Here is a 24368-nt window from a genome sequence, read left to right on the forward strand (position 1 = left end):
GACTGGCGAAACGGTTAGGCTTGGCTCTATGATAGTCAAAGTTATACTCTGGAAGCAAGTCATCATTGGCGTTGTTGTGGGATTCAGAAGCCTGTAAATTCTTTATAATCTCTTCGTTCTTTCTTGGTTGCTAGACATAGGCTAATGATACGGATAACGTTTGTTTTTTCAGTGAAACAGACTAATAACAGGCGATTGTCTTGGTCACGTCCGATAATGATTTCCCGCCGTTCACCAACAGAGTGCCATTCATCGTCGAATATGTAAGCTAGAGAGTCGTTGAAGACTGTCTTAGCCGCTTCAAAGCTGATGTGGTGCTTGTTGAGATTCAGACTGGCTTTTTGCTTATCCCACTCAAATTCTAAATTCATGCCCTTATATAAGGCTACTGGCAATGGAATCACAAGTTCGGGGGAGTAATTGCGATCGCGCATGGCTGCAAAGTTACCGGAATTGAACGTTAATTCAGAGACTGGATCACTTCTCTTATATTCTAATGAGCAGCGCAAGATGGAGCGGTAAGCGATGAGTTATGAGGCGTCGCCGTGGGTACTTGAGCAACCAGAACCACGTTCCCATTGGCATCTATAATCCACCCTTGGGCTTCCACAATTTGAGTAGGTTCATTGACAGAATTCACTTTCTGTGATTTTTCTTCTGTGTTTTGCTGCGCCTGAACAACTGCTCTTTTCTGAATACCGCCAGCACGATTCTGACTTTCTGGCTTGAGTGTGATCCAATCTGCCAGCACTGCATCATCAGCCATCAATGGCTGCGTGGGCTCGGCTATTAGTCCTCCACGCCCAGTCCTAATAAATGAACCCCTTCCCATTTTTCCACCAGAATTACAATCAGCAGCAATTTGCTTTGAAGCATCAACCACATTTACGGGCAGTTCCACTAATCCTTTACTGGGGTCAGCATCTGGTGAGTTGATTTGTACTGTGCCGTTTAATGAAGGGTTTTGCTGAGAAAATGCCGTGATGTCACTTGTTGGCAGGTTATTCGGGTTGAGTTTGCCTATTGGGTCAAGCCTCTCTACGTCTGCACGGGTGCGGGGCACAAACCCAAAGATGTTCTTAGTAGTGATTGTGATTTTACCACCAGAGCCAAAGTTGGCATTGGCGGTGATATCGTTATTTCCGAAGGGAGTGGCGACAACAAAGCCATTAGGTGCATAGATGGTGATATTACCGCCAGTTTTATCATCCCCGGCATTAGTGGATATTTGACTGTTGTGACGCATCAGTAATAAGTCCCGCACCTGTAGCCCAATGTTACCCCCCTTACCTGACTCACTATTAGATGTGAGTTTTCCGTTATCCAGCAGGATGGAAGGAGCGGTTATATTGAGTTCGCCTGCTAGACCTAAATTGGGTACACCCCCTTGGTAAATTACATCCTTTCGAGCTTGGCTGCTCACAGTTATTGCCGCCCCATCTTTGATAATCAATCGCTTTGTCGTTAGGGTCAAGTTGCCGCCATTTCCAGTCCCTTGAGTCCCAGAAAACAAGCTACTGAGCTTAGAACCAGTTGGCGAAGTTCCAATTAATTCTACTGACTCAGAGGCGTTCACCGTTAAGTTTCCGCCATTTCCTGTAGCTGGTATAAATTGGTTAGAAGAAGTCTTAAATATGCCTTCAGAACTTGTTGATATTGTTGCCCCTCCGTAGATACGCAACTTTCCAGTATTGATTATTATGCTGCCAGCATTTTGAGCGCCATAAGTTGCACTAAATAATCCACTGGAGATGAAATCACTACCATCTGGTAAGGGAGAAATGGGCCTGCCGGCGATTAGTTCTACGGAATCTGAGGCGTTTATGGTCAATTGCCCTGCCAATCCCGAGCCGACATTGAACATTAATACTTGCGCTGTATCTGTGAGAATCAACTTCCTGGTAGTGATATTTATATTTCCAGAGTTTCCAGTCTTGAAAGTTCCAGTAGACAATACCGTATTTCGTCCAAGTTCTACAGACTCAGAAGCGTTCACTGTCAAATTTTGTCCTGGTTGCGCTCCCAAGGTATTAGCCAAAATTTGTGAACCGCCAGTTACCAGCACACGCTTACCTTGCAGGTGGATATTGCCACCACCTTCGCCACTGGTATCTACAGTAGATGGAATCTGAGTTTGCTGGGTTAGTTCAATGTTCTGGAAATTTTGAACACCTTCATATCCTAATGCCCAACTTTGATTCGTTGAACTGAGACTAACTAAACTATTAGGAGCGACGCTTCCTAACTCAACTCTTCCTCCCTTTGCCGTTAAATTTCCGCCCTCTAGCGTTATATCACCGCCTATAAGTGCCAAGGTTTTGCCTTGCTGCACCTCTAGACCAACACCTTGTCCTAAGATATTAATTGCCTTATTTGAACTTGTTTGGGATTGATTGCGGATGGGAGCCGCAGTTGCTCCAAATTGTAAGCCGAAAGGAACACTTAGTGTCAGCAGAGGTGTAGATTGAGGAGATGTAGCACTAAACTTTATACCATCAGCAAAGTTCAAACTACTAGCTGTACTAGCCACAAATGAGCCCCTGATGTCTAAAGAAGCATTGGGACCAAAAACAATGCCGTTAGGATTAATCAGAAACAGGTTGGCTGTGCCATTAGCTTTCAGAATGCCATCTATATTAGAAATAGAATTGCCTGTCACCCGACTGATGATGTTTTGAATATCTTTTGCATTGTTAAAGTGGGCTGTCCTTCCCGCAGAGACAGAAAACTGTTCAAAGCTGTGGAACAAGTTTGTACCCCGAACTGCCCCACCATCAATCTGGTCTATTGGGTGACCATCGATTAGCTTTGGTGTAATGATTGAACTTTCAGATCCAAGCGTGGCATCTTTTTGAATTTGAGCTAAGGCAAAACTCTCAGCCAAAGTGAGCACTCCAGCAATTACTAAAGTACTCACTATCCCTAACTCCCAATACCAACTGTTTCGATTTTGAGACATTAAAAACTTGCGCTCAAAAAAATAAGAGTTTATTAAAATACTGCTTTTTGCTAATTAGGTATGCTACTACGCTGATGGTAGCTCTGTAGCCTAACTATAGAAATCCGATTTGATTTCTGAAAAAATCTAAGTATATGTAGGGTGTGTTATGGCGTAGCCTAACGCACCAAAACCTTCAGATGGTGCGTTAGCCTTTGGCGTAAAGCACCCTACGTGTATTTCAAAAATCAAATTTGAGTCCTATACATAAATGCAAAGTTTAGTATTTTTACACTCACTAGAATAAACTCTTTACAGTCCAAAGATTAAATTATTTAGCAGTTACAGCCTAATGGACTGCCATTTGATGGGCAAGGGATACACAATGCTTTTTTCAATAACACAATTTCTGGTATTGGAACTCTTGGGGTTACTGGCAATAAGGTATTGGGTTGCTGTTCATCAACTGCATCATCAGATTTGAGTTGATTTGGGTCGAGGTTACACTGCAAATGAATTCTCAGGACTCTATCTTTTAATAGGCCGTACTTTTCAAGCACTGAGTGTAAGTCAGCGTTTTGTAGGCTTTCACCCAGTTTCTGCTGAATCTCGTCTTGTAACTGCTGTAATATTTGAGGGTTTATGACTGATTGAGAACTCATGACTGTTTGCTTTCCTTACGGAATGTGTATAATTATTGCTTCAGCTTGGCTAGTAAGGATTACGCTGATTGTTACAAAAGTTCATGTTTGCTTACGAGATTTCCTTTAAGTATTGATAAGCTATTAAGAGTGTACAGATGTCCGCCGACGTTTTGATGTGGGTGTTAGCCTGAGATTTCAATCTAAGACGGGCTTTTACTCACCGCCAACTTCCCCGCTAATTCTTAATCCCCGTCGCAGCAATACCCTGAATAAACTGACGCTGACCGATGAGAAATAATACCATCACTGGAACTGTCGCTATAGTCACCGCCGCCATCATCAAGGGCCAATTATTCGTAAATTGCTCTTGAAACTCAGCCAACGCCAGCTGTACCGTCCTTAATTCAGGACGTGTCGTAAACACCAAAGGCTTAAACAAATCATTCCATTCGCCGATGAAGGTGAACAAAAACAGCGTCACCAACGCCGGACGGGCTAAAGGTAACATCACCCGCCACAAAATTTGCAGTCGGTTCGCCCCATCTATAGCTGCGGCTTCCTCTAACTCCACGGGAATTGTCTGGAAATACTGACGTAACAAGAAAATGCCAAACCCGTTGACAGCAGTGGGCAAAATCAGCGCCCCATAGGTATTTATCAAGTGTCCCCACTTCAAAACCAAAAAGATGGGAATCACCAATAACTGAAAGGGAATCACCAATGTTGCTAAAACCACCAATAGCAGTGCTTGGCGTCCCCGAAACTTCAGCCGTGCTAGGGCGTAACCAGCAAAAGCGGAAGTGACAATCTGAAACGCCGTCACAGCGATCGCTACCAAGGTAGAATTAGCAAACGCCAGCAAAAATTTTCCCTGTTGCCATGCAACGCGGTAATTAGCTAAAGACCAGTTATTTTTGGACAAATTTTCCGGGCTGGCAACCGACGGTGCAAAGGAGGTGAGAAAGACTACAAACAGCGGGAGTAGAACGATAAATGCCCCTAGCAGTAAGACTACTAGGCTCAAAAAATCCCCAGATTTCAGATTCCAGTTTTGTTTGGACATTACTTGAGCTGCAAAGCATTTATTTCGCTAGTACTAGGGCATTGCCCCCAGCAACAATTAATCTATAAACATAGTCTACTTGTTAAGTTAAATTTAACCACAGTGATTATTACCCTGAGTTCATAGGGTAGATTGAATCCTGGTATCAAATAATTCAGTTTTACAGGAGTAAACATACCATGCAGCAGCTTACAGACGAATTTAAAGGATTAGATTTCAAGAGCGAAACATACAAAGATGCTTATAGCCGGATTAATGCGATCGTGATTGAAGGGGAACAAGAAGCCCATGAGAATTACATCACACTAGCTCAACTGCTGCCGAAATCTCATGATGAATTGATTCGCCTATCTAAAATGGAAAGCCGCCACAAGAAAGGATTTGAAGCTTGTGGGCGCAATTTGCAAGTAACCCCAGATTTGCAATTCGCCAAGGAGTTTTTCTCTGGGCTACACCAAAATTTCCAAACAGCAGCGGCATCCGGTAACGTCGTTACTTGTCTGTTGATTCAGTCTTTGATTATTGAATGTTTTGCGATCGCAGCATATGAAATTTACATCCACGTTGCCGACGATTTTGCCCGCAAAATCACTGAGGGAGTAGTCAAAGAAGAATATAGCCATCTCAACTTTGGAGAAGTTTGGTTGAAAGAACACTTTGCAGAATCCAAAGCTGAACTAGAGCAAGCAAATCGCCAGAACCTACCTATCGTCTGGAGAATGCTCAACCAAATAGAAGGTGATGCTCACACAATGGCAATGGAAAAAGATGCTTTGGTAGAAAGCTTTATGATTCAGTATGGTGAAGCATTGAGTAACATCGGTTTTACGACTCGCGATATTATGCGCTTGTCAGCCTACGGACTCATAGCCGCTTAATAAAAAGTTAGAAGCGGAGCCGATGATGCTCCGCCTCCAGTGAGGAATGAACAGTGAGAAATTATGAATCGTATTCCTAACTCCTAACTCCACGAAATTTACACGCGCTCAAGACAGCATAAGCCTAATAATTATTACATGTTTGGTCTAATTGGACATCTGACTAGTTTAGAACACGCTCAAGCAGTAGCTCAAGAATTGGGATACCCAGAATATGCCGATCAAGGGCTAGACTTTTGGTGCAGCGCCCCGCCGCAAATTGTTGATAGCATTATTGTCACTAGTGTAACTGGGCAACAAATTGAAGGACGGTATGTAGAATCTTGCTTTCTGCCGGAGATGCTAGCTAGTCGCCGCATCAAAGCTGCAACGCGCAAAATCCTCAACGCTATGGCCCATGCACAAAAGCATGGTATTAACATCACAGCTTTAGGCGGATTTTCCTCGATTATTTTTGAAAATTTTAAGTTAGAGCAGTTCAGCCAAGTCCGTAACATCAAACTAGAGTTTGAACGGTTCACCACAGGAAACACGCATACTGCCTACATTATTTGTAAGCAGGTGGAAGAAGCGTCAAAACAACTGGGAATTGATCTATCAAACGCGACTGTTGCTATATGTGGAGCAACTGGTGATATTGGGAGTGCAGTTACACGCTGGCTAGATGCGAAAACAGATGTCAAAGAACTCCTGCTGATAGCCCGTGACCAAGAACGTCTTAAAGAGTTGCAAGGCGAACTGGGGCGAGGAAAAATCATGGGTTTGACAGAAGCACTGCCCCAAGCTGATGTTGTAGTTTGGGTTGCCAGTATGCCCAAAGGGGTGGAAATTGACCCCACGACTTTGAAACAACCCTGTTTGTTGATTGATGGTGGCTATCCTAAAAACTTATCGACGAAAATTCAGTATCCTGGTGTACACGTGTTAAATGGTGGAATTGTAGAGCATTCCCTGGATATTGACTGGAAAATTATGAAAATCGTCAATATGGACGTGCCAGCCCGCCAGTTGTTTGCTTGTTTTGCCGAATCAATGCTGTTGGAATTTGAGAAGTTATACACGAACTTTTCGTGGGGACGCAATCAGATTACCGTAGACAAAATGGAGCAGATTGGTCGGGTATCAGTAAAACATGGATTTAGACCGCTGCTGGTTTAACAGTTAAGAGTTAGGAGTACAGACGCGATTAATGGCGTCTGTACAGGAGTTAAGAGTTAATAACTTTCATAAGTCCACACCTTCTAAAACCTCACTCCTGACTCCTCACTTCTCACTGCTCAATCCTCACTCTGAAAAACTTATAACTCGTAATTCATAACCCCTACGATGGCAACTACCGAGCGTAAACCGCTACTGTTAGATTTTGAAAAACCCCTAGCAGAACTGGCAACCCGAATTGATCAAATTCGGCAACTTGCAGAAGAAAATGGCGTCGATGTTTCTGGTCAAATTCGTCAACTAGAAGCACGCGCCATGCAACTGCGTGAGGAAATTTTCACTAGTCTATCCCCGTCCCAGCGATTGCAAGTCGCTCGTCATCCGCGTCGCCCCAGTACTCTCGATTACATTCAGGCTATTAGTGATGAATGGATGGAATTGCATGGCGATCGCTGTGGTGGTGACGATCCGGCTTTAGTTGGTGGTGTCGGTCGTCTGAGTGGGCAACCTGTGGTGATGTTGGGTCATCAAAAAGGTCGCGATACTAAAGACAATATTGCCCGTAACTTTGGAATGCCTTACCCTGGCGGCTACCGCAAGGCGATGCGGTTAATGGAACACGCCAATAAGTTTAGTATGCCGATACTAACTTTTATCGACACGCCGGGAGCTTGGTCTGGGGTAGAAGCAGAACACCAAGGTCAAGGAGAAGCGATCGCTTACAACTTGCGGGAAATGTTTTGCTTAGATGTGCCAATTATCTGCACAGTTATCGGTGAAGGTGGTTCTGGTGGCGCACTCGGTATTGGTGTAGGCGATCGCCTACTTATGTTTGAACACTCCGTTTATACAGTCGCCACTCCCGAAGCCTGCGCTGCTATTTTGTGGAAAGATGCCGGTAAGGCTCCCCAAGCTGCTGTGGCGCTAAAAATTATTTCCCATGACCTGAAAAAGTTGGGAATTATCGACCAAATACTTCCTGAACCCACTGGTGGCGCTCATTCCGACCCTTTAAAAGCTGCTACCACTCTCAAGCAAGTGCTGATGGAAAATTTAGACGAACTCAATCGTTTAACCGCTCCAGAACGCCGCCAAATGCGCTATGAAAAATTCCGCAAAATTGGTGTTTTTACAGAAGTTGCCCACTAACTACACTGCATAGTGATTGATTAGTAGAGTAGCAATGCTATAATTGCCTATGTGCTTAAAGATTTTTAACAATCTAGCCATAGGCATTTGTATGTTTGGCAAATCTACTCAATTTGATTGGGTGGATTTTGTATTATGTAAATAATCTAATTTGAATGTACGATGTACCGCGTGGTTTTGTAGGCAACAATTTGTTGTGTTCACTGCTAAAACCACAACATGGTAACTATTGTGCTGCATCATAGCATCTGCCTAATGAAAATTATCAAATTTTTAGATTCCTTTAATCTATTCAAACCGATAAGTATAAATAATGGGGTGGTAATAGGCTTTGGGAACTACCAAAAAATTGGGAGACACCATGAGTGTTGAGCAAAAACGCCGCGCCCTGATTACAGGGGCAAGTAGTGGAATTGGGAAAGCAACGGCTTTAGCCTTTGCAAAGGCGGGAATAGATGTGGCTTTAGTCAGCCGTTCTTTGGATAAGTTGGAGGCGGTAAGAGAAGCTCTACAGCATACTGGGGTGGAAGCAAAAGCTTACGCTGTAGATTTAGGGCGGCTATTTGAAGTAAAAGAAAAGATCCAAGCGATCGCCCTTGACTTTGGTGATATAGACATTCTGGTAAACAGTGCTGGCATAGCCTATACAGGCACCTTAACCGAAACCCCCCTAGAGGACTGGCAGCAGGTAATTGACTTGAATCTTACTGGCGTATTTCAGTGCATTGTGGGGATTTTGCCTTCAATGCGCGATCGGGGCACAGGCACAATTATCAACGTCGCCTCAATTGCCGCCAAGCAACCGTTTCCCAATTGGGGAGCATACAGCGTCAGCAAAGCTGGTTTGATTGCCCTCTCTCAAACCCTGGCACAAGAAGAACGCACCTACGGCATTCGTGTCACAGCTATCTGTCCTGGCGCAGTCAATACCGAACTTTGGGACACAGAAACAGTCCATGCCAACTTAGACCGTTCCAAAATGTTAACCCCGGAAATTGTCGCTCAGTCAATTCTCCATGCAGTCCTGTTACCACAACAGGCAGTTATTGACGAATTGACCCTAATGCCCAGTGCTGGCGCACTCTAATTAGTCCTTCGTCCTTTGTCCTTTGTCTTTTGCAAATGACTAATGACCAATGACTAATGACTAATGACTAAACCATAACCAAGACTGAATCATGACTATCGCTAGTTCCAACGGTTCTAACTGCTCTCAATCGCCTCTGATTCCCGACTTGGCAGAAGCCATAACTCCTAGACCAGATCGCAATACCCATAATGGGCGACAAGCGGATGTGTTCCCGCCAACAGAGGAACAGATGGAGGAAATGAAGAACGCTGTGCGGACACTAATATTGGGAGTTGGGGAAAATCCCGAACGCGAAGGACTCCTCAAAACACCCAAGCGAGTAGCCGAGGCAATGCGGTTTCTTACCAGTGGCTACAACCAATCCCTTGAAGAACTCGTTAACGATGCCATTTTTGATGAAGGGCATAGCGAGATGGTACTAGTTAGAGATATTAATTTCTTTAGTCTGTGCGAACATCATATGCTGCCATTTATGGGTAGAGCACATGTTGCTTATATCCCGAACCAAAAAGTTGTCGGACTGAGTAAGCTGGCCCGGATTGTTGAGATGTATTCCCGCCGCTTGCAAGTACAAGAGAGGTTAACCCGCCAAATTGCCGAAGCAATTCAGACGATTCTGGAACCTCAAGGCGTAGCCGTTGTAATGGAAGCTAGCCATATGTGCATGGTCATGCGGGGCGTCCAGAAACCTGGTTCTTGGACTGTCACTAGTGCAATGGTTGGTGTGTTCCAAGAGGAACACAAAACCCGCGAAGAATTTTTTAACTTGATTCGCCACCAACCAGCATCCTTTTAAGTGCTGAGTTAGAAGTTAGGAATTAAGAGCAAAGCCGGAGACTCCGAAAGCTCCGGTTAGGAGTTAACTCACAACTTGTCACTCTTAACTTCTAGGTAAATCAATGTTTTTTAGGCTCTGAAATAGAAGTGCTACTTTATCTAAATCCTTATCTCCAGGTGCGCGTTCCACACCACTAGATAAATCAATGCCGCTAGGATTAACCTGACTCAGGGCTTCCACAATATTATCGGCTGTTAGTCCTCCTGCTAAAAACCAAGGGCAAGTGGGGCTAAATTGTTCTAGCATCGTCCAATCTAAGGTTTTGCCTGTACCACCAAGTTGTTGAGGATGGTAGGCATCGAGTAGTAAAGTATCTATGTATTCTATGTAATCATCTGCTGTGTCAAGATGCTCAAGACTACGAATTCTAAGTGCTTTAATAATTTCGACATTGGGTAAAGCTTGACGTAACTGGTAGCAAAAATTCGGTAATTCATCTCCGTGCAACTGGACACCAGTCAACCCAGAATCAACAACTATCTGACTGATTTCGGGAATGCTGGCGTTGGCAAAAACACCAATTGTGTCAATATTTGCCGAAAGATGTGCCACCGCTGCCCGAATTTGGGATGTAGTCACGTAGCGAGATGAGGTTGGCACACAAATAAATCCTAGTGCCGTTGCGCCCAGAGACGCGATCGCTATAGACTGCTGTGGTTGAGTAATGCCGCAAATCTTAACGCGCATGAAAATTTAACAAATTTAAAGTAATTATCAAGAAAGTCTAAACTATCCGAAAAACTTTTGTGCCTTGGTAATTTTATAATTTTGTAGGTCTATATTTTAGGAGACAAAAGCTTGATTTCATCTATTTTACTAGCAGTAGCTGCATCTGTTCCCGCAACACCTGCGTGGAATCCTACAGTAGGGATCATCATCAGCATCAGCAGCTTAGTAGTACTTTTGCTAAGTACTAGGATTGAAAAACCCTTAGTTGGCCCTAAGTTCCCTATCCTGCCCGTCAGTATTCCAACATTCGTTGCAGCGATGGCTTTTGGTCATATTATCGGCATTGGTATCGTTTTAGGACTGACTAACATCGGTCGTTTGTAGTTTTGCGATCACAGCGGCGTTACTTGTAACGCCGCGATAAATACAAAACTCCTAAATTTGATTTTTTCCATCTGACACACTCAAAAGGAGGAGCAGGGGAGCAGAGGAGGAAATAGCCAATGCCCAATGTCCAATCCCCAATGCCCCACTCCAGAGTTTTGCTCACAGGCATTAATTGTCTATTCTAGAAATAAGAGCATTTCGTAATTCGGTAGTACCGAATTAATGCTCATAAATATACGTATAAGGATATACGCAAGTATTGCAGTATAAAAATTACTGACGATATCTAGTTTTAGGACAGTATAATGCAAACAAATTGGAAAATTGGGTCTTTATTTGGAATTCCCCTGTTTTTAGACCCCTTATGGTTTGTGATTTTAGGGTTGGCAACCCTGAATTTTGGGGTAGCTTATCAGGAATGGGGGACTGTTATAGCTTGGAGTGCTGGAATAGTTATGGCACTGCTGCTATTTGGTTCAGTGTTGTTACATGAGTTGGGTCACAGCTTGGTAGCCCGATCGCAAGGCATTAAAGTTAATTCAATTACCCTATTTCTATTTGGCGGGATTGCTGCTATTGAAGAAGAATCTAAAACTCCTTTCAAAGCTTTTCAAGTAGCGATCGCTGGTCCTTTGGTGAGTATCATACTATTTTTCCTGCTTCGGCTGGTAGTTACTGTAATACCGGATACTAGTCCACTCAGTGTCATGGTCGGAGATTTGGCGAGAATTAACTTGGTGGTGGCTCTATTTAACCTGATTCCCGGCTTACCTCTAGATGGAGGGCAAGTGTTAAAAGCAGCACTATGGCAAATAACAGGGAATCGTTTTCAAGCCGTACACTGGGCTGCAAAGGCGGGGCAAATTTTGGGTTATGGTGCGATCGCTTTAGGATTTGTTGTAGATTTTCTGACAAGGGAGTTAGTAGTTGGTTTGTGGATTGCGCTGTTAGGTTGGTTTGCTGTCCGCAACGCCAACAGCTATGACAGCATGACTACATTACAAGAAAGCCTACTCAAGGTAGTGGCGGCTGATGCAATGACCCGTGACTTTCGGGTAATTGATGCTGACCAGACATTGCGCTCTTTTGCCGATTTATACCTCTTGGAAAGCGCTCCCTCACAGGTTTATTTTGCGGCTTCTGATGGACGTTACCGCGGTCTAGTTTCCATTGACGATTTCCGTTTAACTCAAAGAAGTGAATGGGAAACCCAAACTTTACACAGCATTGTGCATCCCCTGACAGAAATACCTACCGTTGTGGAATCAACATCGATAGCTGAGGTAATTAACAAGCTGGAAAATGAACAGTTACCTCGAATTACCGTACTTTCTCCGGCTGGCGCTGTAGCTGGTGTAATTGATCGGGGAGATATTGTGCGATCGTTGGCACAAAAGTTAAATTTGCGAATGACGGATGCTGAAATTAAGCGAATCAAAGAAGAAGGGGGCTATCCGCCTGGGTTGCAACTGGGAATAATAGCGAAGTCAATTACAAATTAAACGTCATACACTCGTCATAGTTTTGCAATAGATTTGTCAAAAGCGTGTGTGATATTTAAATTGGTATTTGGTTACAAAATGCTTTTTTTGGGTAAAAGGTAGGAAATCCTACCTTTTTTATTTTTTAAACCTAAGTTCGACATAAGAAAATGTCCTAAAACATTAGACATAAAGCTTTCGGGTGAAAAACGTACTCATGCTTTGTGATCAACAAGTCTCTTATAGGCAATACCGCGTCTGATTTCAAGATACTCCACATTCTCAAAGACTTTCAGCTTTCTGAGGGTGAATAGTACTGAATATTAGGAGAGGGAGTAACTTTATCTACAATTAAGTTGATTTTCATTCCAGAGGTATAGGTTGCTCCAGAATGGGTAGTCTGTTCAATCCGAATTTCATACTGAATAGGTTGCCCTGCTTGCAGCCAAGAATCGAAGCGATCGCCTAAATTGACCTTATAAAGATTGCCCCAGACTGATAAACCTTCAGGATAGGGTGGTTGGGGAGCAAATGGATAAGAAATCTCACTAACTTTGGAGTCGTTTTGGTACAGAATAATTGTGAATTTAACCGCTTTTAACTCGCTTAGAAGCGTACCTTCATCTAAAAGAGTAAAGTTGCGGGGATCGCGGAAGCGGTCAAGTCCCTTAAACTTAAAGCGTCCCAAGCGTTCGGGGTGAATACCTCCAGTGATAGCAACCACAGTTTGGTTTTGTGATTTACTGAGTTTGTATTCCAATGTGCCTGGAATATCAAATTGCAGTTGCCCCGATTCCGTAATCACAGCTTTCATCTCAGGATCTCCTAACTCTTGTGGGCGTTTAGCGGCTTGCCAAGCCACTTTAAAGTCACCTTGGACGGTTTGTAACAAGTCGTAAGTATCCCGGACATCAGAACCATTACCAAGTAAACTCCGTAGTCCTGTCTTCTCCAACCAGTTGTTTTTGAGGAGAGGAATGGTTTTATCAGCTAACAGGCTGATGCGATCGCTATAACTGATTTGTTCTTTGGGAATATCATCACCCTGGACTAACGAAAGCTGACCATAACTGCCTGCTTGCCCATCTGCACCTTTGTGTCCCTGTTTACCACTCTGCCCATTTTCACAAGTAAAAGTTTTCTGTTCTGACAGATCAATGTATTTCCAGCCATAACCGTAATTCGCATCCGGAGGCTGGGGCTGGGGGCGATTTTCTTTTTCATCATAGAACGCATCGCCAGAACAGCGAAATAATTTCCGTTCTACTTCTGCCCAGGTAGCGTTAGCTACATTCAGCGGTTGCGCCATTAATGCCCAAGTGCAATAGTTCACAGTCCGGCGCGGTTGAGTGCAGTTACATCCATCACCAGCCTGTCCGCCATTTCCCCCAGAACCGGCTCTCCCGCCTCCATTACGTAAAACTACATTCTTGAGTTGAGAAAGTGACTCAAAGTAAAGAGTGACATTTCCTCCTTTGCCACCATTTCCCCCATCACCACCATTCCCGCCATTGCCACCTTCTGCACCGCATACGTTAGCTGCTTTTTTGGGCTGTTGGCATCCAGAGGCGTGTTCACCAGAGGTAGCAGATTCTCCGGCTTCGCCATCTGTACCGAAGAGGTCAACTGTTTGTAGTTGCTGGCTGGCGTGGATTTTTTGGTCAGATGCTGAGATGCCGTTTCGTCCAGAGCGACCATCTACTCCATGTCTACCAGCTTGACCAAAAGTTTGTACTTCGGCAGCGACAACATTGATAGTTAGACCGTTCAGAATTGTCGTCAGCAGACACAGTTTTAGGATGTACTGAAGTGGCTGATTAATATTCATAGTAATAAATAAAACTGAGGATGTTATTGACAGTTAAAATTTTAATCTATTGATAATTTAACATCCAACGAAAGCAATTGCACTCATATAAGTTATCGCATGATTAAAGTGCGATTGGCTTTGCCAATACCATAGGCAATCGCACAAAATCATTGAGTCATAGAAAGCGCGAACGCTCTCATGATCCACAAATTATCTACTGAGCATTGCGACAAGCCTGAGCAGCAGTTTCCTCGCTCACATCAGTTCGTATATCCTGCGTCTGCCAACCTGCAAATCCTTCATCAGGAATTTGGCTACACCCAGGAAAATCACTACGAGTACAAACTAATTTGCGCTCGGACATCAAGCGTTTCATACAGTCAGTAATAGCCTTTGGCGCTTTCATGGCTTATTTGCTACGTGTGTAAAAAAACTGAGTCATCGCACAAAATTATAGTTTTATGAAGAGTGTGAATGCTAGATAGCAGTGACTAGTGACAACGAATTATAAATTCAAAAAACTACCAATGTTCCATTATCCTACTGGTATTCCAACTGAAATTATCAAATTGCTTCCTGAGACTCTAGCTTTAATATTCCTAATACTCATATTGATTCTCTCAATTACATCTTGTTGCTGATAGTTTGTAACCTGACTACCATATTGAATTAGAAGTTGGCGCAAGTTCATTCCGTTAATATTCTGAACCTGACTTGATAAATCTTGTCGGACTTTACCATGTACATCAAATAAGCCAGCAATTGTATTGGCAGACTCTGTATACCACCGCTCCCCTCGAATAGTTATACCACCAGGCTGAAGATTTAATTTTGAGTTATTCACCTTAAAGTAGAAGGGTTGAGAGAAAGTACCGCTTACTGAACTCCACGGAGTATAATGGCATCTTATTGTACATGCAAGCTTTTCTCTGAATTGAAATTGCCAGTGACCGTTGACTCTAAAGCAACTTGAAACTGAATGATCCTAGGAATACAGTTTGGTCTATTGCCACACTGATCCAAACGTTCTTCTACTAATGAAAAACGCATATTACTGACATCAAACTTTTGAAACTTTGTGTCTTTCATTCGACCTTCATTTGCACGGAGAATCTGATCTATTGGTGCTGCGAGCATCGCTTGATGAATGATTAAATCAATGGTTCCGCGCTTATCCCACCGTGCCTCTGGCTTGAAGTTTGGAATATTGATTGTAACCAATTGAGAATTTTTATACTGTTCCTCAATTTTGATTTGGCTAGCACTTACTAATTGAAGTGATAGTAATGGAAAGACAAGAGATGTTACAATTGCTGACAAGCGAAGTTGTCTCTTCATAATTTACCTATTTTTGACTAACAGTTTATAGTTTAGAAGTCTGTGCGATCGCCCCTGGTTAAGTTAACCTGATGACGATATGCCTACCCGCGTTATGCAAGTTAAATGTGGAACATCTTACTAAGGTTCAGGCACAGTTTCAGTTTTAGATTTAACATCTTTAAGCAGTGGTTGCCCAGTAAACTTTTGTACTAATGCTTGTCGAAATTACTTAAGTATTTGTTCAGGTTTTTCGCCGCGTTCTAGGGTAATAATTAGTCCATCTTCTGCACATATTTTTGCTGCTGCGTCACTTGATGACTTTGCAAGACATAAAATATTCAGGGAGTATGGTATCGAACCTCCATCTTTTTGGATTTTGTAGGTTCTCACGCTGGAAGTGATATTTTTGGGATTTAATCTGCCTTCTTTTTGGAATTTTTGTAACCTTGCAGACACCTGTTGACAACGTATCTGTGGATTGTAACCCGAAGGAGTAAAAGCTATAGATTGCCAGTTTATTAAGATGTGCTGTTTGCCGTTAGTTGTGCGTAGTGTTAAGTTACTAGTTTTTGGATCACAACTGAAGGTTGAATCTGGAGTAACTGGATCTATAGAACTCTTCTTTTGAGGTGTTGGATTAGTTGCGGGCGGTTTCTTAGGTGAAACTGTTCGTGAAAGGCAGTCTTCTGGGCTGATCTTGCAAAGATCCATCCTTACAGATGATGCACGAGCATGATCATTTCTTTGTTATCATTTTGATAACTTAAGCCATAGTATTGTTTGCCAATTGCGACTAATTAAAAAGCTGCTCTTGTAAAATCAAAATATTTTCGGAGCTTTTCATTTCTTTCTGCGTCTACTATTTCAGTATTTACATTTTTTAGTGCTTCATTTAATAATTTTTTTTCATTTGGCTACCATTATTAAGATATCCCTGAATAAAAGCGAGATTTAAAATTTGTATAACTGGTTGTGTTCTAAATACTTCCTTATTATTCAACAGATTATGAGCTTCCTGATACTTGCCTCCTTCATAATCAATAGCTGCCTGTCGCAGCACGGTATCGATTTTGTAAGCCAAATCTATATCTTCACTATCTTCACCACCTTCACTATCTTTTGAGGGTGAAGGTGGTGGAAATAAATCATCAGCTTTCTTATATTGTTCAAGAGCTTTTGCCTTTTCCCCGATCTTATGATAGGCATCACCTAAAGCCAAAAAAGCCATAGCATAAGATTTATCAAGTCTGGTCGCTTCTTGAAGATGGTCAATTGCCTGAGACAATTTTCCTTGTTCCATTGATTGAACTCCGTTACGATATTCAAACCGTGAAGATTTGGGAAATTATTAAAACTTCAAGTTTAAAGTGAGTAAAATGTAAGTACGTGATATACTACGTCTCTCACTTATCCTGGTTTTATGGCACTGCCAATTGTTGCAATTATCGGACGCCCAAATGTGGGCAAATCCACCCTGGTTAATCGACTCGCCGGGGAACAAACGGCGATTGTCCATGATGAACCGGGAGTGACACGCGATCGCACTTACATGCCAGCTTTCTGGAATGGTCGCGAATTTTTAGTGGTTGATACTGGTGGTTTAGTTTTTAATGATGATACCGAATTTTTACCACTGATTCGCCAACAGGCAATGACAGCGCTTGCAGAAGCGTGTGCCGCTATTTTTGTAGTAGATGGTCAAACAGGCCCCACATCGGCAGATTTAGAAATCGCCGAATGGATGCGCCAACAACGCGTACCTGTGCTACTAACTGTAAATAAATGTGAATCCCCAGAACAAGGCTTAATCCAAGCTGCCGAATTTTGGGAATTGGGATTGGGCGAACCTTACGCCATTTCCGCAATTCATGGCAGTGGGACAGGAGAGTTACTCGACGAGTTAATTAATCACATACCTACTATTGAAGACATCCCAGAAACTAATGAAATCAAAGTAGCAATTGTGGGACGCCCGAATGTGGGTAAATCGAGCTTACTTAATTCTTTTGTCGGGGAAGAGAGGGCAATTGTCAGCCCAATTTCCGGCACCACCCGCGATGCTATTGATACCGTCATTGAACGAGACGCACAAACCTACCGCTTGATTGACACCGCCGGCATTCGCAAAAAGAAACACATAGAATACGGCACGGAATTCTTTAGTATTAACCGTGCTTTCAAAGCGATTCGCCGCGCTGACGTGGTTTTATTAGTACTAGATGCTGTAGATGGAGTCACTGAGCAAGACCAAAAATTAGCTGGGCGGATTATCGAGGAAGGTCGAGCTTGCATCATCGTCGTTAATAAGTGGGATGCTGTCGAAAAAGACTCTTACACAATCTACGACTACGAAAAAACTCTGCAATCACGATTACATTTTACCGAATGGGCAGAAACAATCTTTGTTAGCGCCTTGTCAGGACAACGGGTAGAAAAGATTCTAGAATTGGTAAAAACGGCGGCTGAATCACACAAACGTCGTGTCAGCACATCAGTAATTAACGAAGTCTTAACAGATGCTGTGAGCTGGCATTCACCGCCAGCATCTCGTGGTGGGCGTCAGGGCAAAATTTATTATGGTACACAAGTAAGTAGCCAACCACCAACGATCGCCCTCTTTGTCAATGATTCCAAACGCTTCAACGACAACTACCGCCGCTACATTGAACGCCAATTTCGGCAACAGCTAGGATTTAAAGGCACGCCAATTATTCTACTGTGGCGGAGTAAAAAAGTCCGTGATGTCGAAAGTGGTAATGTTAATAGAGCAACTCGCGTCAAATTAAGTTAGGAGTTAAAAGTTGAGAGTTATGAGTTAAAGTCAAAACTCCTAACTCCTAACTTCTAACTCTTAACTCCTAACTCTAAAATGGATTTATTGCGATCGCTGCCACTTGGACTTTATTTAGAACAACCCCAAACTTGGCTGCATAAAATCGATCCGCGAGTCAAGTTCGCTTGGTTAATGAGCTTTTTAACAAGCTATGTTTTGGCCAATAACTTTTGGCGTGTGCTGCTGGTGGTATTGTTGATTATTGCCACCTTAATTGCTAGAATTCCCCGACGAGTATGGCGGCAGCAAATGGGTTGGCTATTAATGCTATCATTTTTTGTCTTAGCGATCGCAGCCGTCAGTCCTGATGGATTGGGTGTAGATTATCAGCCCCGCCTCCCAGTTAGCTGTAATGTGCTACCTGATGAAAAAAAATCCCAAGAAATTACCCCCAATAATACTGGTTCAGATAAAGCAGGTGATAAAAAAAAATCCCGAGTAACTACCTCCAATAATGTCGAAGAAACTTGCCCTGATGAAAAATACTACGTGCTATTTCATAAAGGGCCAGTCAAAGTGACTCGCTACTCCTTGAGTTTAGCAGTACGCTTGAGTACACTTATATTTACCGTGATTTACAGCACTAACCTGTATCTGCTGACAACCGCACCAGAAGAAATCACATCTGGTATAGAAAGCTTAATGCAACCCCTGCGACGCTTCAAGTTGCCTGTCACAGAAATTACTTTAACTTTAACCTTGTCCTTGCGCTTTATTCCCCTGGTTTTAGAAGAAGTGCAAAACTTATTTCGCTCCGTGATGACAAGGGCAATTAATTGGAAAAAGCTGGGATTAAAAGGAGCATTCAAGGTTTGGATGATAGTCGCAGAAAGACTATTAGAAAATCTGCTCTTACGAGCCGATCAAATGGCGAATGCAATGATGGTGCGGGGTTTTACCAGTCCCAATGAGCATCGAGTCCAGTGGCACGACTTACGATTAAAAAGGCTTGACTGGCTTGCTATTGCAACTTTAATCTTATTCTGGGGAATACGGCTAGCGATCGGAACTGAAGTCTAACTTTGCACCGGGAAATGGTAATAGGTAATAGGTAATTGCATTTTGTCAGTGGTCAGTAGTCGTAGTTATTTGTACTCACTGCTGGAAACTGTCAACTAACTATTGACAACGCTTTTAAACAGTATGACCAAGGCTTGGTATTGGCGATCGCTACCCTTAGAAAAGCGCACAGGTTCGGAAGTTTTTGCTGCTCTTTTTCGCCCCACCGCCGCACCGGGAATTGCTACCCTACTGGAAAGTCCCTACCCAACGCCAATCTACCATCCCCAACTCAGCCGATATTCTATCTGTGCAGGTACTCCTCGCATAGTCGATGGTATTCCACAAATGTGGACACCAGAAGTAGGAAAGGTTTTTCCCTTCCTAGAAAAGTTGTTACAGCAAGGGATAAGGGGCGATGAGGGGGACAAAAAGGAATTTACTCCCCCTGCTTCCCCATCTTCCCACCTCCCCTTCATCGGCGGTTGGTTGGGTTGGCTAGGCTACGATGTCGCATGGGAAATTGAACAGCTACCCCGTGATAAAATTGATCCCCTGCCATTTCCCATAGCTTTCTGGTACGAACCAGATTGTTTTGCCGTTTTGGATCACGTGCAACAAATTCTTTGGCTAGCCGCCAGTGATGCAAGTGGACTCGATGAATTACAGGAGAAGTTGCAGAACAGACAAGAAGAGAAGGGGGAGAAAATTCTACTTTCTCCCTCATCTTCCTTGTCTCCCCTTTCGCCTTCCCTCCCTGATTTTTTAACATCTCAGGCAGATTATGAAACAGCTGTAAACCAGGCGAAAAAATATATTCAAGCTGGAGACATCTTTCAGGCAAATCTTTCGTTGCGATTTCAAGCGTCTACATCGGCTTCTGGCTGGGAAATTTACCAAGCCTTGCAAAAAATCAATCCTTCTCCTTTTGCTAGCTATTGGCAGACGCCTTGGGGGGAAGTGATCAGTTGTTCGCCGGAACGGTTAGTAATGTTGCAAAATCAACAAGCCGAAACCAGACCGATCGCTGGGACGCGATCGCGTGGTGTCACACTAGAACAAGATATTCAACTGGCACAAGATTTACTCAGCAACACCAAAGAACTTGCAGAACACATCATGCTAGTGGATTTGGAACGCAATGATTTAGGGCGAGTTTGTGAATGGGGAACGGTTACTGTTGACGAATTGCTGACAATTGAGCGATATAGCCATGTGATGCATCTTGTCAGCAACATCAAAGGTACTTTAAAAGGCGAATACACTACCATTGATTTGATTCGCGCCACGTTCCCAGGTGGCACAATCACAGGTTGTCCCAAAGTCCGTTGCATGGAAATTATTGAAGAATTAGAACCCGTGCGGCGTAGCTTGTTCTACGGTTCCTGTGGCTATTTAGATTGGCGCGGTCATTTAGACTTGAATATCTTAATTCGCACCCTGCTAATGGCTCCCGTGTCCCAAGAAGCAGGGGGAGCAGGGGAGGTAGGGGAGGCAGGGGGAGTAAATTTTTCTTCATCTTCCTCATCTCCCTCATCTCCCCACTCAAGACTCATCCCCCAGCACTCAGCACTCAACATCGTTTGGGGACAAGTTGGCGCAGGAATTGTCGCAGACAGCAATCCTGAGAGAGAATGGTATGAATCTCTGCACAAAGCTCAGGCACAACTGGCAGCACTGAAAATGCTGAATCCTCAATAAGGGTATAGGGTACAGGTAATAGGGAATAGTTTTCTTTCTCCTCCCCACTCCCCACTCTGGTGTTAAATTAGCTATTTTGCGCCATTGGGCGACAGTTGTGGCAGTATGGAAAGAAGTTGAAAAGTTCGCTGTTGCCGTTGGGAACTTCAAAGGGTGTTTTTCCTGGCCACGCCAAACTTTCAACAAGAGGATCAGGACTGTTTTGTGCTTTGTCTCGACATATTGGGAAATTAGGGTCACCAAAGCAGATGGTGATGTTTATCGACCAGCCTCTACTCTGTAAAATCTATGCTTCGCGGCTTCTGTTGTACCATTTCGCCTCACTACTACTAGCTTCATCTGCCCATTCAGAACTAGATCAAGGTCTTCATAACCACAGTTTTGCATTTTAAAGAAATATTCTGGCGAAAGGAAGGTATTATCGTCTGAATGTTTGGAATTCACTGCGAAAAGATATATATACTCCCACCTTGACTACACCTTGACTCTGAAATGAATCCAGAAAACGCAGAAACTTACATAAACCATCCAACTTGGGGTTTACTCTATAAAATCTGTATGGTTGATGAGAACCAGGATTTGTTTACCACACTTTATGCCCAGCGTTTATTTTTTTTGGTAGCAAATGACGTTAAAGGTGTTAAATTCCAGTCTCTAGGACGTACTGAGGCTAGAATGATGTTGGAAAATCGCTTACGTACCCTGCGTCGCAGTGGACAATCTCAGGAGTACGATCAGCTTCAGAGTGTTTTCCAACGCACCTTCCAATGAGCAGTTCGATTTCCGAACGTATTGTTTCCATTCGCTCCTCACTGCCAACTTCAGTCCGATTGATTGCTGTTAGTAAGCAAGTTTCTGCCCAGGCCATTCGGTCTGCCTATGCCGCAGGAATTCGTGATTTTGGGGAGAGTCGTATCCAAGAAGCTGCCAGCAAACAAGCCGAGTTGCAAGACTTACCGGATATTACCTGGCACTTTATTGGACATTTGCAAAGCAATAAAGCCAAAAAAGCGATCGAGCTATTCCCTTGGATTCACTCCGTTGATAACTTGAAGCTGGCACAGCGCTTAGATCAATTGGCGCAACAGCTAGGAGTGAGTCCCCAGGTTTGCCTGCAAGTGAAAATTCTCCCCGATCCCAACAAGTCTGGTTGGAGTGTGCCAGAACTGTTGGCTGATTTACCCACACTCAATCAATACAAAAATTTACAAATTCAAGGTTTGATGACAATTCCGCCTTCAGGATTAAATGATTCCGAAATTTTGAGTGTGTTTAAACTCAATCGTGAACTGGCAAAAGAAATCCAGGAGCAAAACTGGTCACATATTAAAATGCAGCATCTATCTATGGGTATGTCAGGCGACTACGAACTGGCAGTGCAAGCAGGCGCAACGATGGTACGATTAGGAACCATTTTGTTTGGCGATCGCTCTTAGCCTACTAGTCATCAACCTTGCTCTTCAGTATTAATAAAGCTCAGGATTTGATGACAACAATTTCGTAACAGACTGGTGCAATTAGAAACAAAGGATATAGTATTGACAAGAGCAATCGCCAAGGGAAAATGGGGTATAAAGAACTTTCCTTCGGACAAACCTTAGGATATAATCTTTACTCATTATTCTGTTTAGGCGATGCACAGACCTTTCCAACAAGTGTCAGTTCATCGCCAAAACCCGTAGTATAAGCTACAAATAGCAATAGGCTTGCTCAAGTATCCACCGATGTAGCTTAGTTTACCGCCATAGGCATCGCTCCTAGCTCAATCAATCTTAAGCCAAGTCAATACCGGCTATTCGCACCAGGAGAGTACACACGCAATGAACAATATATTTTCCAAACTCAGAGACTTTGTGGGTCTAAATGAGCAAGTGGAATACGAATATTACGAAGAAGAACCAGATAGAGATAATAATTATCAAAATCTGTATCAGCAAGAAAATCCCCAACCAGCACCCCAAGAGAGCGCAACCGCTCAAAATCGACGCTGGCGGGAACCAGTGCCTACAATGGAAGATGATATAGCAGCAGGTTCAAAGCCAATGGGGAATGTGATTGGTATGCCAGGAGCAATTAACGGAATTTCGGAAGTTTTAGTACTCGAACCACGCACCTTTGAAGAAATGCCCCAGGCAATTCAAGCGTTGCGAGAACGCAAATCAGTGGTATTAAATCTGACAATCATGGACCCAGATCAAGCTCAACGAGCAGTGGATTTTGTTGCAGGTGGTACTTACGCACTAGATGGACATCAAGAGCGCATTGGCGAGAGCATCTTTTTGTTTACGCCAAGCTGTGTGCAAGTTAGCACCCAAGGTGGCGTTCTTCATGAAGTACCACAACCACCAGCCCGTCCCTCTCGTCCTACAGGTTCTCCAAATCAAACCTGGGGCAACGAAACTAACCGGATGGCACAATAAAGTTAAATTAGTTGTTAGTCCTTTGTCCTTTGTCATTTGTCCTGGGTTTTGATCATAGTGACAAATGACAAACGACAAACGACTAATGACTCATGATCAATGACTATAAAATTTGGCTTAATTGGTGGTGGGGTAATGGGAGAAGCGCTCTTATCCCGCCTTATCGTGCGTGGGATTTATCAATCATCAGAAGTCATAGTTAGCGAACCGCTACCTTCACGCCTAGATTTTTTAAAACAGCAATACGATGTTGCTGTGACGACAGATAATAGCCAGGTTTTCACCCAGGCAAAAGAAGTTGTCTTTTTGGCAGTGAAACCGCAGGTGTTCAGCGCGATCGCTCAAGAATTAGCACATATTGATCTTCTGAATACACAACACTCACCGCTGATCATTTCCATCTTGGCGGGCGTACCTTTAAGTCAGCTAGAAGCTGCATTTGTGCAATTGCCAGTAATTAGAGCAATGCCCAATACACCAGCAATTGTAGGAGCGGGAATTACCGCGATTTGTTCAGGTGCATACACCAGCCCCAAGCACTACGAAATAGCACAGCAAGTTTTTTCTGCTGTGGGGGAAGTAGTGGAAGTGTCAGAAGCGCTAATGGATGCAGTCACAGGGCTATCTGGTAGCGGCCCGGCTTACGTGGCGCTGTTGTTAGAAGCACTTGCTGATGGCGGAGTAGCCGCAGGTTTACCTAGAGCAATTGCCAATAAACTAGCCTTGCAAACTGTCCTGGGAACAGCGAAACTGTTGCATGAAACCAAAATGCACTCAGCAGAACTCAAAGATCGTGTTACCAGTCCCGGCGGTACAACGATTGCGGGGATTGCCAAGCTAGAACAGGCAGGATTTCGTTCAGCTTTAATTGAAGCAGTAAAAGCTGCCACAGAGCGATCGCAAGAACTGGGAAAATAAATAAGAGTCATTAGTCATTAGTCCTTTGCAAATGACCAATGACCAATGACCAATGACGAAGTTGACAAAAGA

The 24368-nt window shown here is 43.5% G+C and carries 26 protein-coding genes; 14 read left to right on the forward strand and 12 right to left on the reverse strand.

Annotated features, from left to right (window positions below; translation table 11 throughout):
- Positions 1 to 83: 83 nt before the first annotated feature.
- The 4 genes from V7K85_RS29710 to V7K85_RS29725 all read right to left on the reverse strand — a co-directional run bounded on the left by V7K85_RS29710 (position 84) and on the right by V7K85_RS29725 (position 4645).
- Positions 84 to 434, reverse strand: coding sequence for a BrnT family toxin (locus tag V7K85_RS29710; protein ID WP_334819224.1), 351 nt, complete (start codon positions 432 to 434; stop codon positions 84 to 86).
- Positions 435 to 493: 59 nt separating this feature from the next.
- Positions 494 to 2959: a two-partner secretion domain-containing protein gene (locus V7K85_RS29715; RefSeq protein ID WP_334819227.1), complete on the reverse strand. Its 2466-nt coding sequence runs from the start codon at positions 2957 to 2959 to the stop codon at positions 494 to 496.
- Positions 2960 to 3273: 314 nt separating this feature from the next.
- Complete coding sequence (locus V7K85_RS29720) at positions 3274 to 3600, reverse strand: hypothetical protein (RefSeq protein ID WP_334819229.1); 327 nt, start codon at positions 3598 to 3600, stop codon at positions 3274 to 3276.
- A gap of 217 nt (positions 3601 to 3817) precedes the next feature.
- On the reverse strand, positions 3818 to 4645 hold the full coding sequence (locus V7K85_RS29725) for a carbohydrate ABC transporter permease (protein ID WP_334819231.1): 828 nt from the start codon (positions 4643 to 4645) through the stop codon (positions 3818 to 3820).
- A gap of 179 nt (positions 4646 to 4824) precedes the next feature.
- On the opposite strand from V7K85_RS29725, the gene V7K85_RS29730 reads away from it, so the two are divergent.
- From V7K85_RS29730 to folE, 5 genes are all read left to right on the forward strand, one after another.
- The gene (locus V7K85_RS29730) at positions 4825 to 5523 is read left to right on the forward strand and encodes an aldehyde oxygenase (deformylating) (protein WP_334819233.1); all 699 of its coding nucleotides are present in this window, start codon (positions 4825 to 4827) and stop codon (positions 5521 to 5523) included.
- Between the two features lie 138 nt (positions 5524 to 5661).
- Positions 5662 to 6681: a long-chain acyl-[acyl-carrier-protein] reductase gene (locus V7K85_RS29735; protein WP_334819235.1), complete on the forward strand. Its 1020-nt coding sequence runs from the start codon at positions 5662 to 5664 to the stop codon at positions 6679 to 6681.
- 168 nt (positions 6682 to 6849) lie between these two features.
- Complete coding sequence (locus tag V7K85_RS29740; RefSeq protein WP_104907940.1) at positions 6850 to 7830, forward strand: acetyl-CoA carboxylase carboxyltransferase subunit alpha; 981 nt, start codon at positions 6850 to 6852, stop codon at positions 7828 to 7830.
- A gap of 361 nt (positions 7831 to 8191) precedes the next feature.
- Positions 8192 to 8917, forward strand: coding sequence for an SDR family oxidoreductase (locus tag V7K85_RS29745; RefSeq protein WP_334819238.1), 726 nt, complete (start codon positions 8192 to 8194; stop codon positions 8915 to 8917).
- A 91-nt stretch (positions 8918 to 9008) separates the two neighbouring features.
- On the forward strand, positions 9009 to 9716 hold the full coding sequence (gene folE, locus V7K85_RS29750) for a GTP cyclohydrolase I FolE (protein WP_334819240.1): 708 nt from the start codon (positions 9009 to 9011) through the stop codon (positions 9714 to 9716).
- A gap of 84 nt (positions 9717 to 9800) precedes the next feature.
- On the opposite strand, the gene V7K85_RS29755 is transcribed toward folE, so the two are convergent.
- Positions 9801 to 10445 carry a phosphoribosylanthranilate isomerase gene (locus V7K85_RS29755; protein WP_334819242.1) on the reverse strand — a complete coding sequence of 215 codons (645 nt, stop codon included), beginning with the start codon at positions 10443 to 10445 and terminating at the stop codon, positions 9801 to 9803.
- 111 nt (positions 10446 to 10556) lie between these two features.
- Here V7K85_RS29755 and psaK point away from each other — a divergent pair, with 111 nt between their 5' ends.
- Together psaK and V7K85_RS29765 are read left to right on the forward strand one after the other, a co-directional pair.
- The gene (psaK, locus tag V7K85_RS29760; protein ID WP_334819244.1) at positions 10557 to 10811 is read left to right on the forward strand and encodes a photosystem I reaction center subunit PsaK; all 255 of its coding nucleotides are present in this window, start codon (positions 10557 to 10559) and stop codon (positions 10809 to 10811) included.
- Positions 10812 to 11119: 308 nt separating this feature from the next.
- On the forward strand, positions 11120 to 12316 hold the full coding sequence (locus tag V7K85_RS29765; protein WP_334819247.1) for a site-2 protease family protein: 1197 nt from the start codon (positions 11120 to 11122) through the stop codon (positions 12314 to 12316).
- 271 nt (positions 12317 to 12587) lie between these two features.
- Here V7K85_RS29765 and V7K85_RS29770 read toward each other — a convergent pair whose 3' ends face one another.
- The 6 genes from V7K85_RS29770 to V7K85_RS29795 form a co-directional block, all read right to left on the reverse strand.
- Complete coding sequence (locus tag V7K85_RS29770) at positions 12588 to 14123, reverse strand: hypothetical protein (protein ID WP_334819249.1); 1536 nt, start codon at positions 14121 to 14123, stop codon at positions 12588 to 12590.
- A gap of 196 nt (positions 14124 to 14319) precedes the next feature.
- Positions 14320 to 14511, reverse strand: coding sequence for a hypothetical protein (locus V7K85_RS29775; RefSeq protein WP_334819252.1), 192 nt, complete (start codon positions 14509 to 14511; stop codon positions 14320 to 14322).
- Between the two features lie 129 nt (positions 14512 to 14640).
- Positions 14641 to 14949: a hypothetical protein gene (locus V7K85_RS29780; protein ID WP_334819255.1), complete on the reverse strand. Its 309-nt coding sequence runs from the start codon at positions 14947 to 14949 to the stop codon at positions 14641 to 14643.
- 62 nt (positions 14950 to 15011) lie between these two features.
- On the reverse strand, positions 15012 to 15443 hold the full coding sequence (locus tag V7K85_RS29785) for a hypothetical protein (RefSeq protein ID WP_334819257.1): 432 nt from the start codon (positions 15441 to 15443) through the stop codon (positions 15012 to 15014).
- Positions 15444 to 15650: 207 nt separating this feature from the next.
- The gene (locus V7K85_RS29790; RefSeq protein ID WP_334819260.1) at positions 15651 to 16136 is read right to left on the reverse strand and encodes a COP23 domain-containing protein; all 486 of its coding nucleotides are present in this window, start codon (positions 16134 to 16136) and stop codon (positions 15651 to 15653) included.
- A 181-nt stretch (positions 16137 to 16317) separates the two neighbouring features.
- Positions 16318 to 16725, reverse strand: coding sequence for a tetratricopeptide repeat protein (locus V7K85_RS29795; protein ID WP_334819263.1), 408 nt, complete (start codon positions 16723 to 16725; stop codon positions 16318 to 16320).
- Positions 16726 to 16845: 120 nt separating this feature from the next.
- Here V7K85_RS29795 and der point away from each other — a divergent pair, with 120 nt between their 5' ends.
- The 3 genes from der (at position 16846) to V7K85_RS29810 (ending at position 20958) form a co-directional block, all read left to right on the forward strand.
- Positions 16846 to 18216 carry a ribosome biogenesis GTPase Der gene (gene der, locus V7K85_RS29800; protein ID WP_334819266.1) on the forward strand — a complete coding sequence of 457 codons (1371 nt, stop codon included), beginning with the start codon at positions 16846 to 16848 and terminating at the stop codon, positions 18214 to 18216.
- Between the two features lie 78 nt (positions 18217 to 18294).
- Positions 18295 to 19278 (forward strand): energy-coupling factor transporter transmembrane component T family protein, encoded by a 984-nt coding sequence (locus V7K85_RS29805; RefSeq protein ID WP_334819269.1) that lies wholly within the window; start codon positions 18295 to 18297, stop codon positions 19276 to 19278.
- Between the two features lie 123 nt (positions 19279 to 19401).
- On the forward strand, positions 19402 to 20958 hold the full coding sequence (locus V7K85_RS29810) for an anthranilate synthase component I (RefSeq protein WP_334819272.1): 1557 nt from the start codon (positions 19402 to 19404) through the stop codon (positions 20956 to 20958).
- Positions 20959 to 21216: 258 nt separating this feature from the next.
- Here the strand turns inward: V7K85_RS29810 and V7K85_RS29815 are convergent, their stop codons facing one another.
- Positions 21217 to 21402, reverse strand: coding sequence for a hypothetical protein (locus tag V7K85_RS29815; RefSeq protein WP_334819275.1), 186 nt, complete (start codon positions 21400 to 21402; stop codon positions 21217 to 21219).
- Between the two features lie 48 nt (positions 21403 to 21450).
- Between V7K85_RS29815 and pipX the strand changes: the two genes are divergently transcribed.
- From pipX to proC, 4 genes are all read left to right on the forward strand, one after another.
- Entirely contained in the window at positions 21451 to 21729 is a 279-nt protein-coding gene (pipX, locus tag V7K85_RS29820) for a transcriptional coactivator PipX (RefSeq protein ID WP_109010971.1), read from the forward strand.
- Positions 21726 to 22394, forward strand: a complete 669-nt coding sequence (locus V7K85_RS29825) for a YggS family pyridoxal phosphate-dependent enzyme (protein ID WP_334819278.1) — start codon at positions 21726 to 21728, stop codon at positions 22392 to 22394. Before pipX ends, V7K85_RS29825 begins: the two co-directional genes overlap by 4 nt.
- Positions 22395 to 22778: 384 nt before the next feature.
- Complete coding sequence (locus tag V7K85_RS29830) at positions 22779 to 23378, forward strand: cell division protein SepF (RefSeq protein ID WP_334819281.1); 600 nt, start codon at positions 22779 to 22781, stop codon at positions 23376 to 23378.
- Between the two features lie 99 nt (positions 23379 to 23477).
- Positions 23478 to 24296 (forward strand): pyrroline-5-carboxylate reductase, encoded by an 819-nt coding sequence (gene proC, locus V7K85_RS29835; RefSeq protein ID WP_334819284.1) that lies wholly within the window; start codon positions 23478 to 23480, stop codon positions 24294 to 24296.
- Positions 24297 to 24368: the final 72 nt, after the last annotated feature.

The sequence above is a fragment of the Nostoc sp. genome (genome assembly GCF_036917615.1).
In the GTDB taxonomy this organism is placed as follows: Bacteria; Cyanobacteriota; Cyanobacteriia; order Cyanobacteriales; family Nostocaceae; genus Nostoc.

Bases quoted from the DNA above. Each gene is read 5' to 3' on its own strand.
- V7K85_RS29710 (WP_334819224.1), bottom strand. From the start codon at position 434: ATGCGCGATCGCAATTACTCCCCCGAACTTGTGATTCCATTGCCAGTA.
- V7K85_RS29830 (WP_334819281.1), top strand. From the start codon at position 22,779: ATGAACAATATATTTTCCAAACTCAGAGACTTTGTGGGTCTAAATGAG.
- V7K85_RS29825 (WP_334819278.1), top strand. From the start codon at position 21,726: ATGAGCAGTTCGATTTCCGAACGTATTGTTTCCATTCGCTCCTCACTG.
- V7K85_RS29740 (WP_104907940.1), top strand. From the start codon at position 6,850: ATGGCAACTACCGAGCGTAAACCGCTACTGTTAGATTTTGAAAAACCC.
- V7K85_RS29795 (WP_334819263.1), bottom strand. From the start codon at position 16,725: ATGGAACAAGGAAAATTGTCTCAGGCAATTGACCATCTTCAAGAAGCG.
- V7K85_RS29810 (WP_334819272.1), top strand. From the start codon at position 19,402: ATGACCAAGGCTTGGTATTGGCGATCGCTACCCTTAGAAAAGCGCACA.
- V7K85_RS29730 (WP_334819233.1), top strand. From the start codon at position 4,825: ATGCAGCAGCTTACAGACGAATTTAAAGGATTAGATTTCAAGAGCGAA.
- V7K85_RS29775 (WP_334819252.1), bottom strand. From the start codon at position 14,511: ATGAAAGCGCCAAAGGCTATTACTGACTGTATGAAACGCTTGATGTCC.
- pipX (WP_109010971.1), top strand. From the start codon at position 21,451: ATGAATCCAGAAAACGCAGAAACTTACATAAACCATCCAACTTGGGGT.
- V7K85_RS29720 (WP_334819229.1), bottom strand. From the start codon at position 3,600: ATGAGTTCTCAATCAGTCATAAACCCTCAAATATTACAGCAGTTACAA.
- V7K85_RS29715 (WP_334819227.1), bottom strand. From the start codon at position 2,959: ATGTCTCAAAATCGAAACAGTTGGTATTGGGAGTTAGGGATAGTGAGT.
- V7K85_RS29770 (WP_334819249.1), bottom strand. From the start codon at position 14,123: ATGAATATTAATCAGCCACTTCAGTACATCCTAAAACTGTGTCTGCTG.
- V7K85_RS29725 (WP_334819231.1), bottom strand. From the start codon at position 4,645: ATGTCCAAACAAAACTGGAATCTGAAATCTGGGGATTTTTTGAGCCTA.
- proC (WP_334819284.1), top strand. From the start codon at position 23,478: ATGACTATAAAATTTGGCTTAATTGGTGGTGGGGTAATGGGAGAAGCG.
- V7K85_RS29765 (WP_334819247.1), top strand. From the start codon at position 11,120: ATGCAAACAAATTGGAAAATTGGGTCTTTATTTGGAATTCCCCTGTTT.
- V7K85_RS29755 (WP_334819242.1), bottom strand. From the start codon at position 10,445: ATGCGCGTTAAGATTTGCGGCATTACTCAACCACAGCAGTCTATAGCG.
- V7K85_RS29745 (WP_334819238.1), top strand. From the start codon at position 8,192: ATGAGTGTTGAGCAAAAACGCCGCGCCCTGATTACAGGGGCAAGTAGT.
- V7K85_RS29735 (WP_334819235.1), top strand. From the start codon at position 5,662: ATGTTTGGTCTAATTGGACATCTGACTAGTTTAGAACACGCTCAAGCA.
- V7K85_RS29805 (WP_334819269.1), top strand. From the start codon at position 18,295: ATGGATTTATTGCGATCGCTGCCACTTGGACTTTATTTAGAACAACCC.
- V7K85_RS29785 (WP_334819257.1), bottom strand. From the start codon at position 15,443: ATGAAGAGACAACTTCGCTTGTCAGCAATTGTAACATCTCTTGTCTTT.
- folE (WP_334819240.1), top strand. From the start codon at position 9,009: ATGACTATCGCTAGTTCCAACGGTTCTAACTGCTCTCAATCGCCTCTG.
- der (WP_334819266.1), top strand. From the start codon at position 16,846: ATGGCACTGCCAATTGTTGCAATTATCGGACGCCCAAATGTGGGCAAA.
- V7K85_RS29790 (WP_334819260.1), bottom strand. From the start codon at position 16,136: ATGGATCTTTGCAAGATCAGCCCAGAAGACTGCCTTTCACGAACAGTT.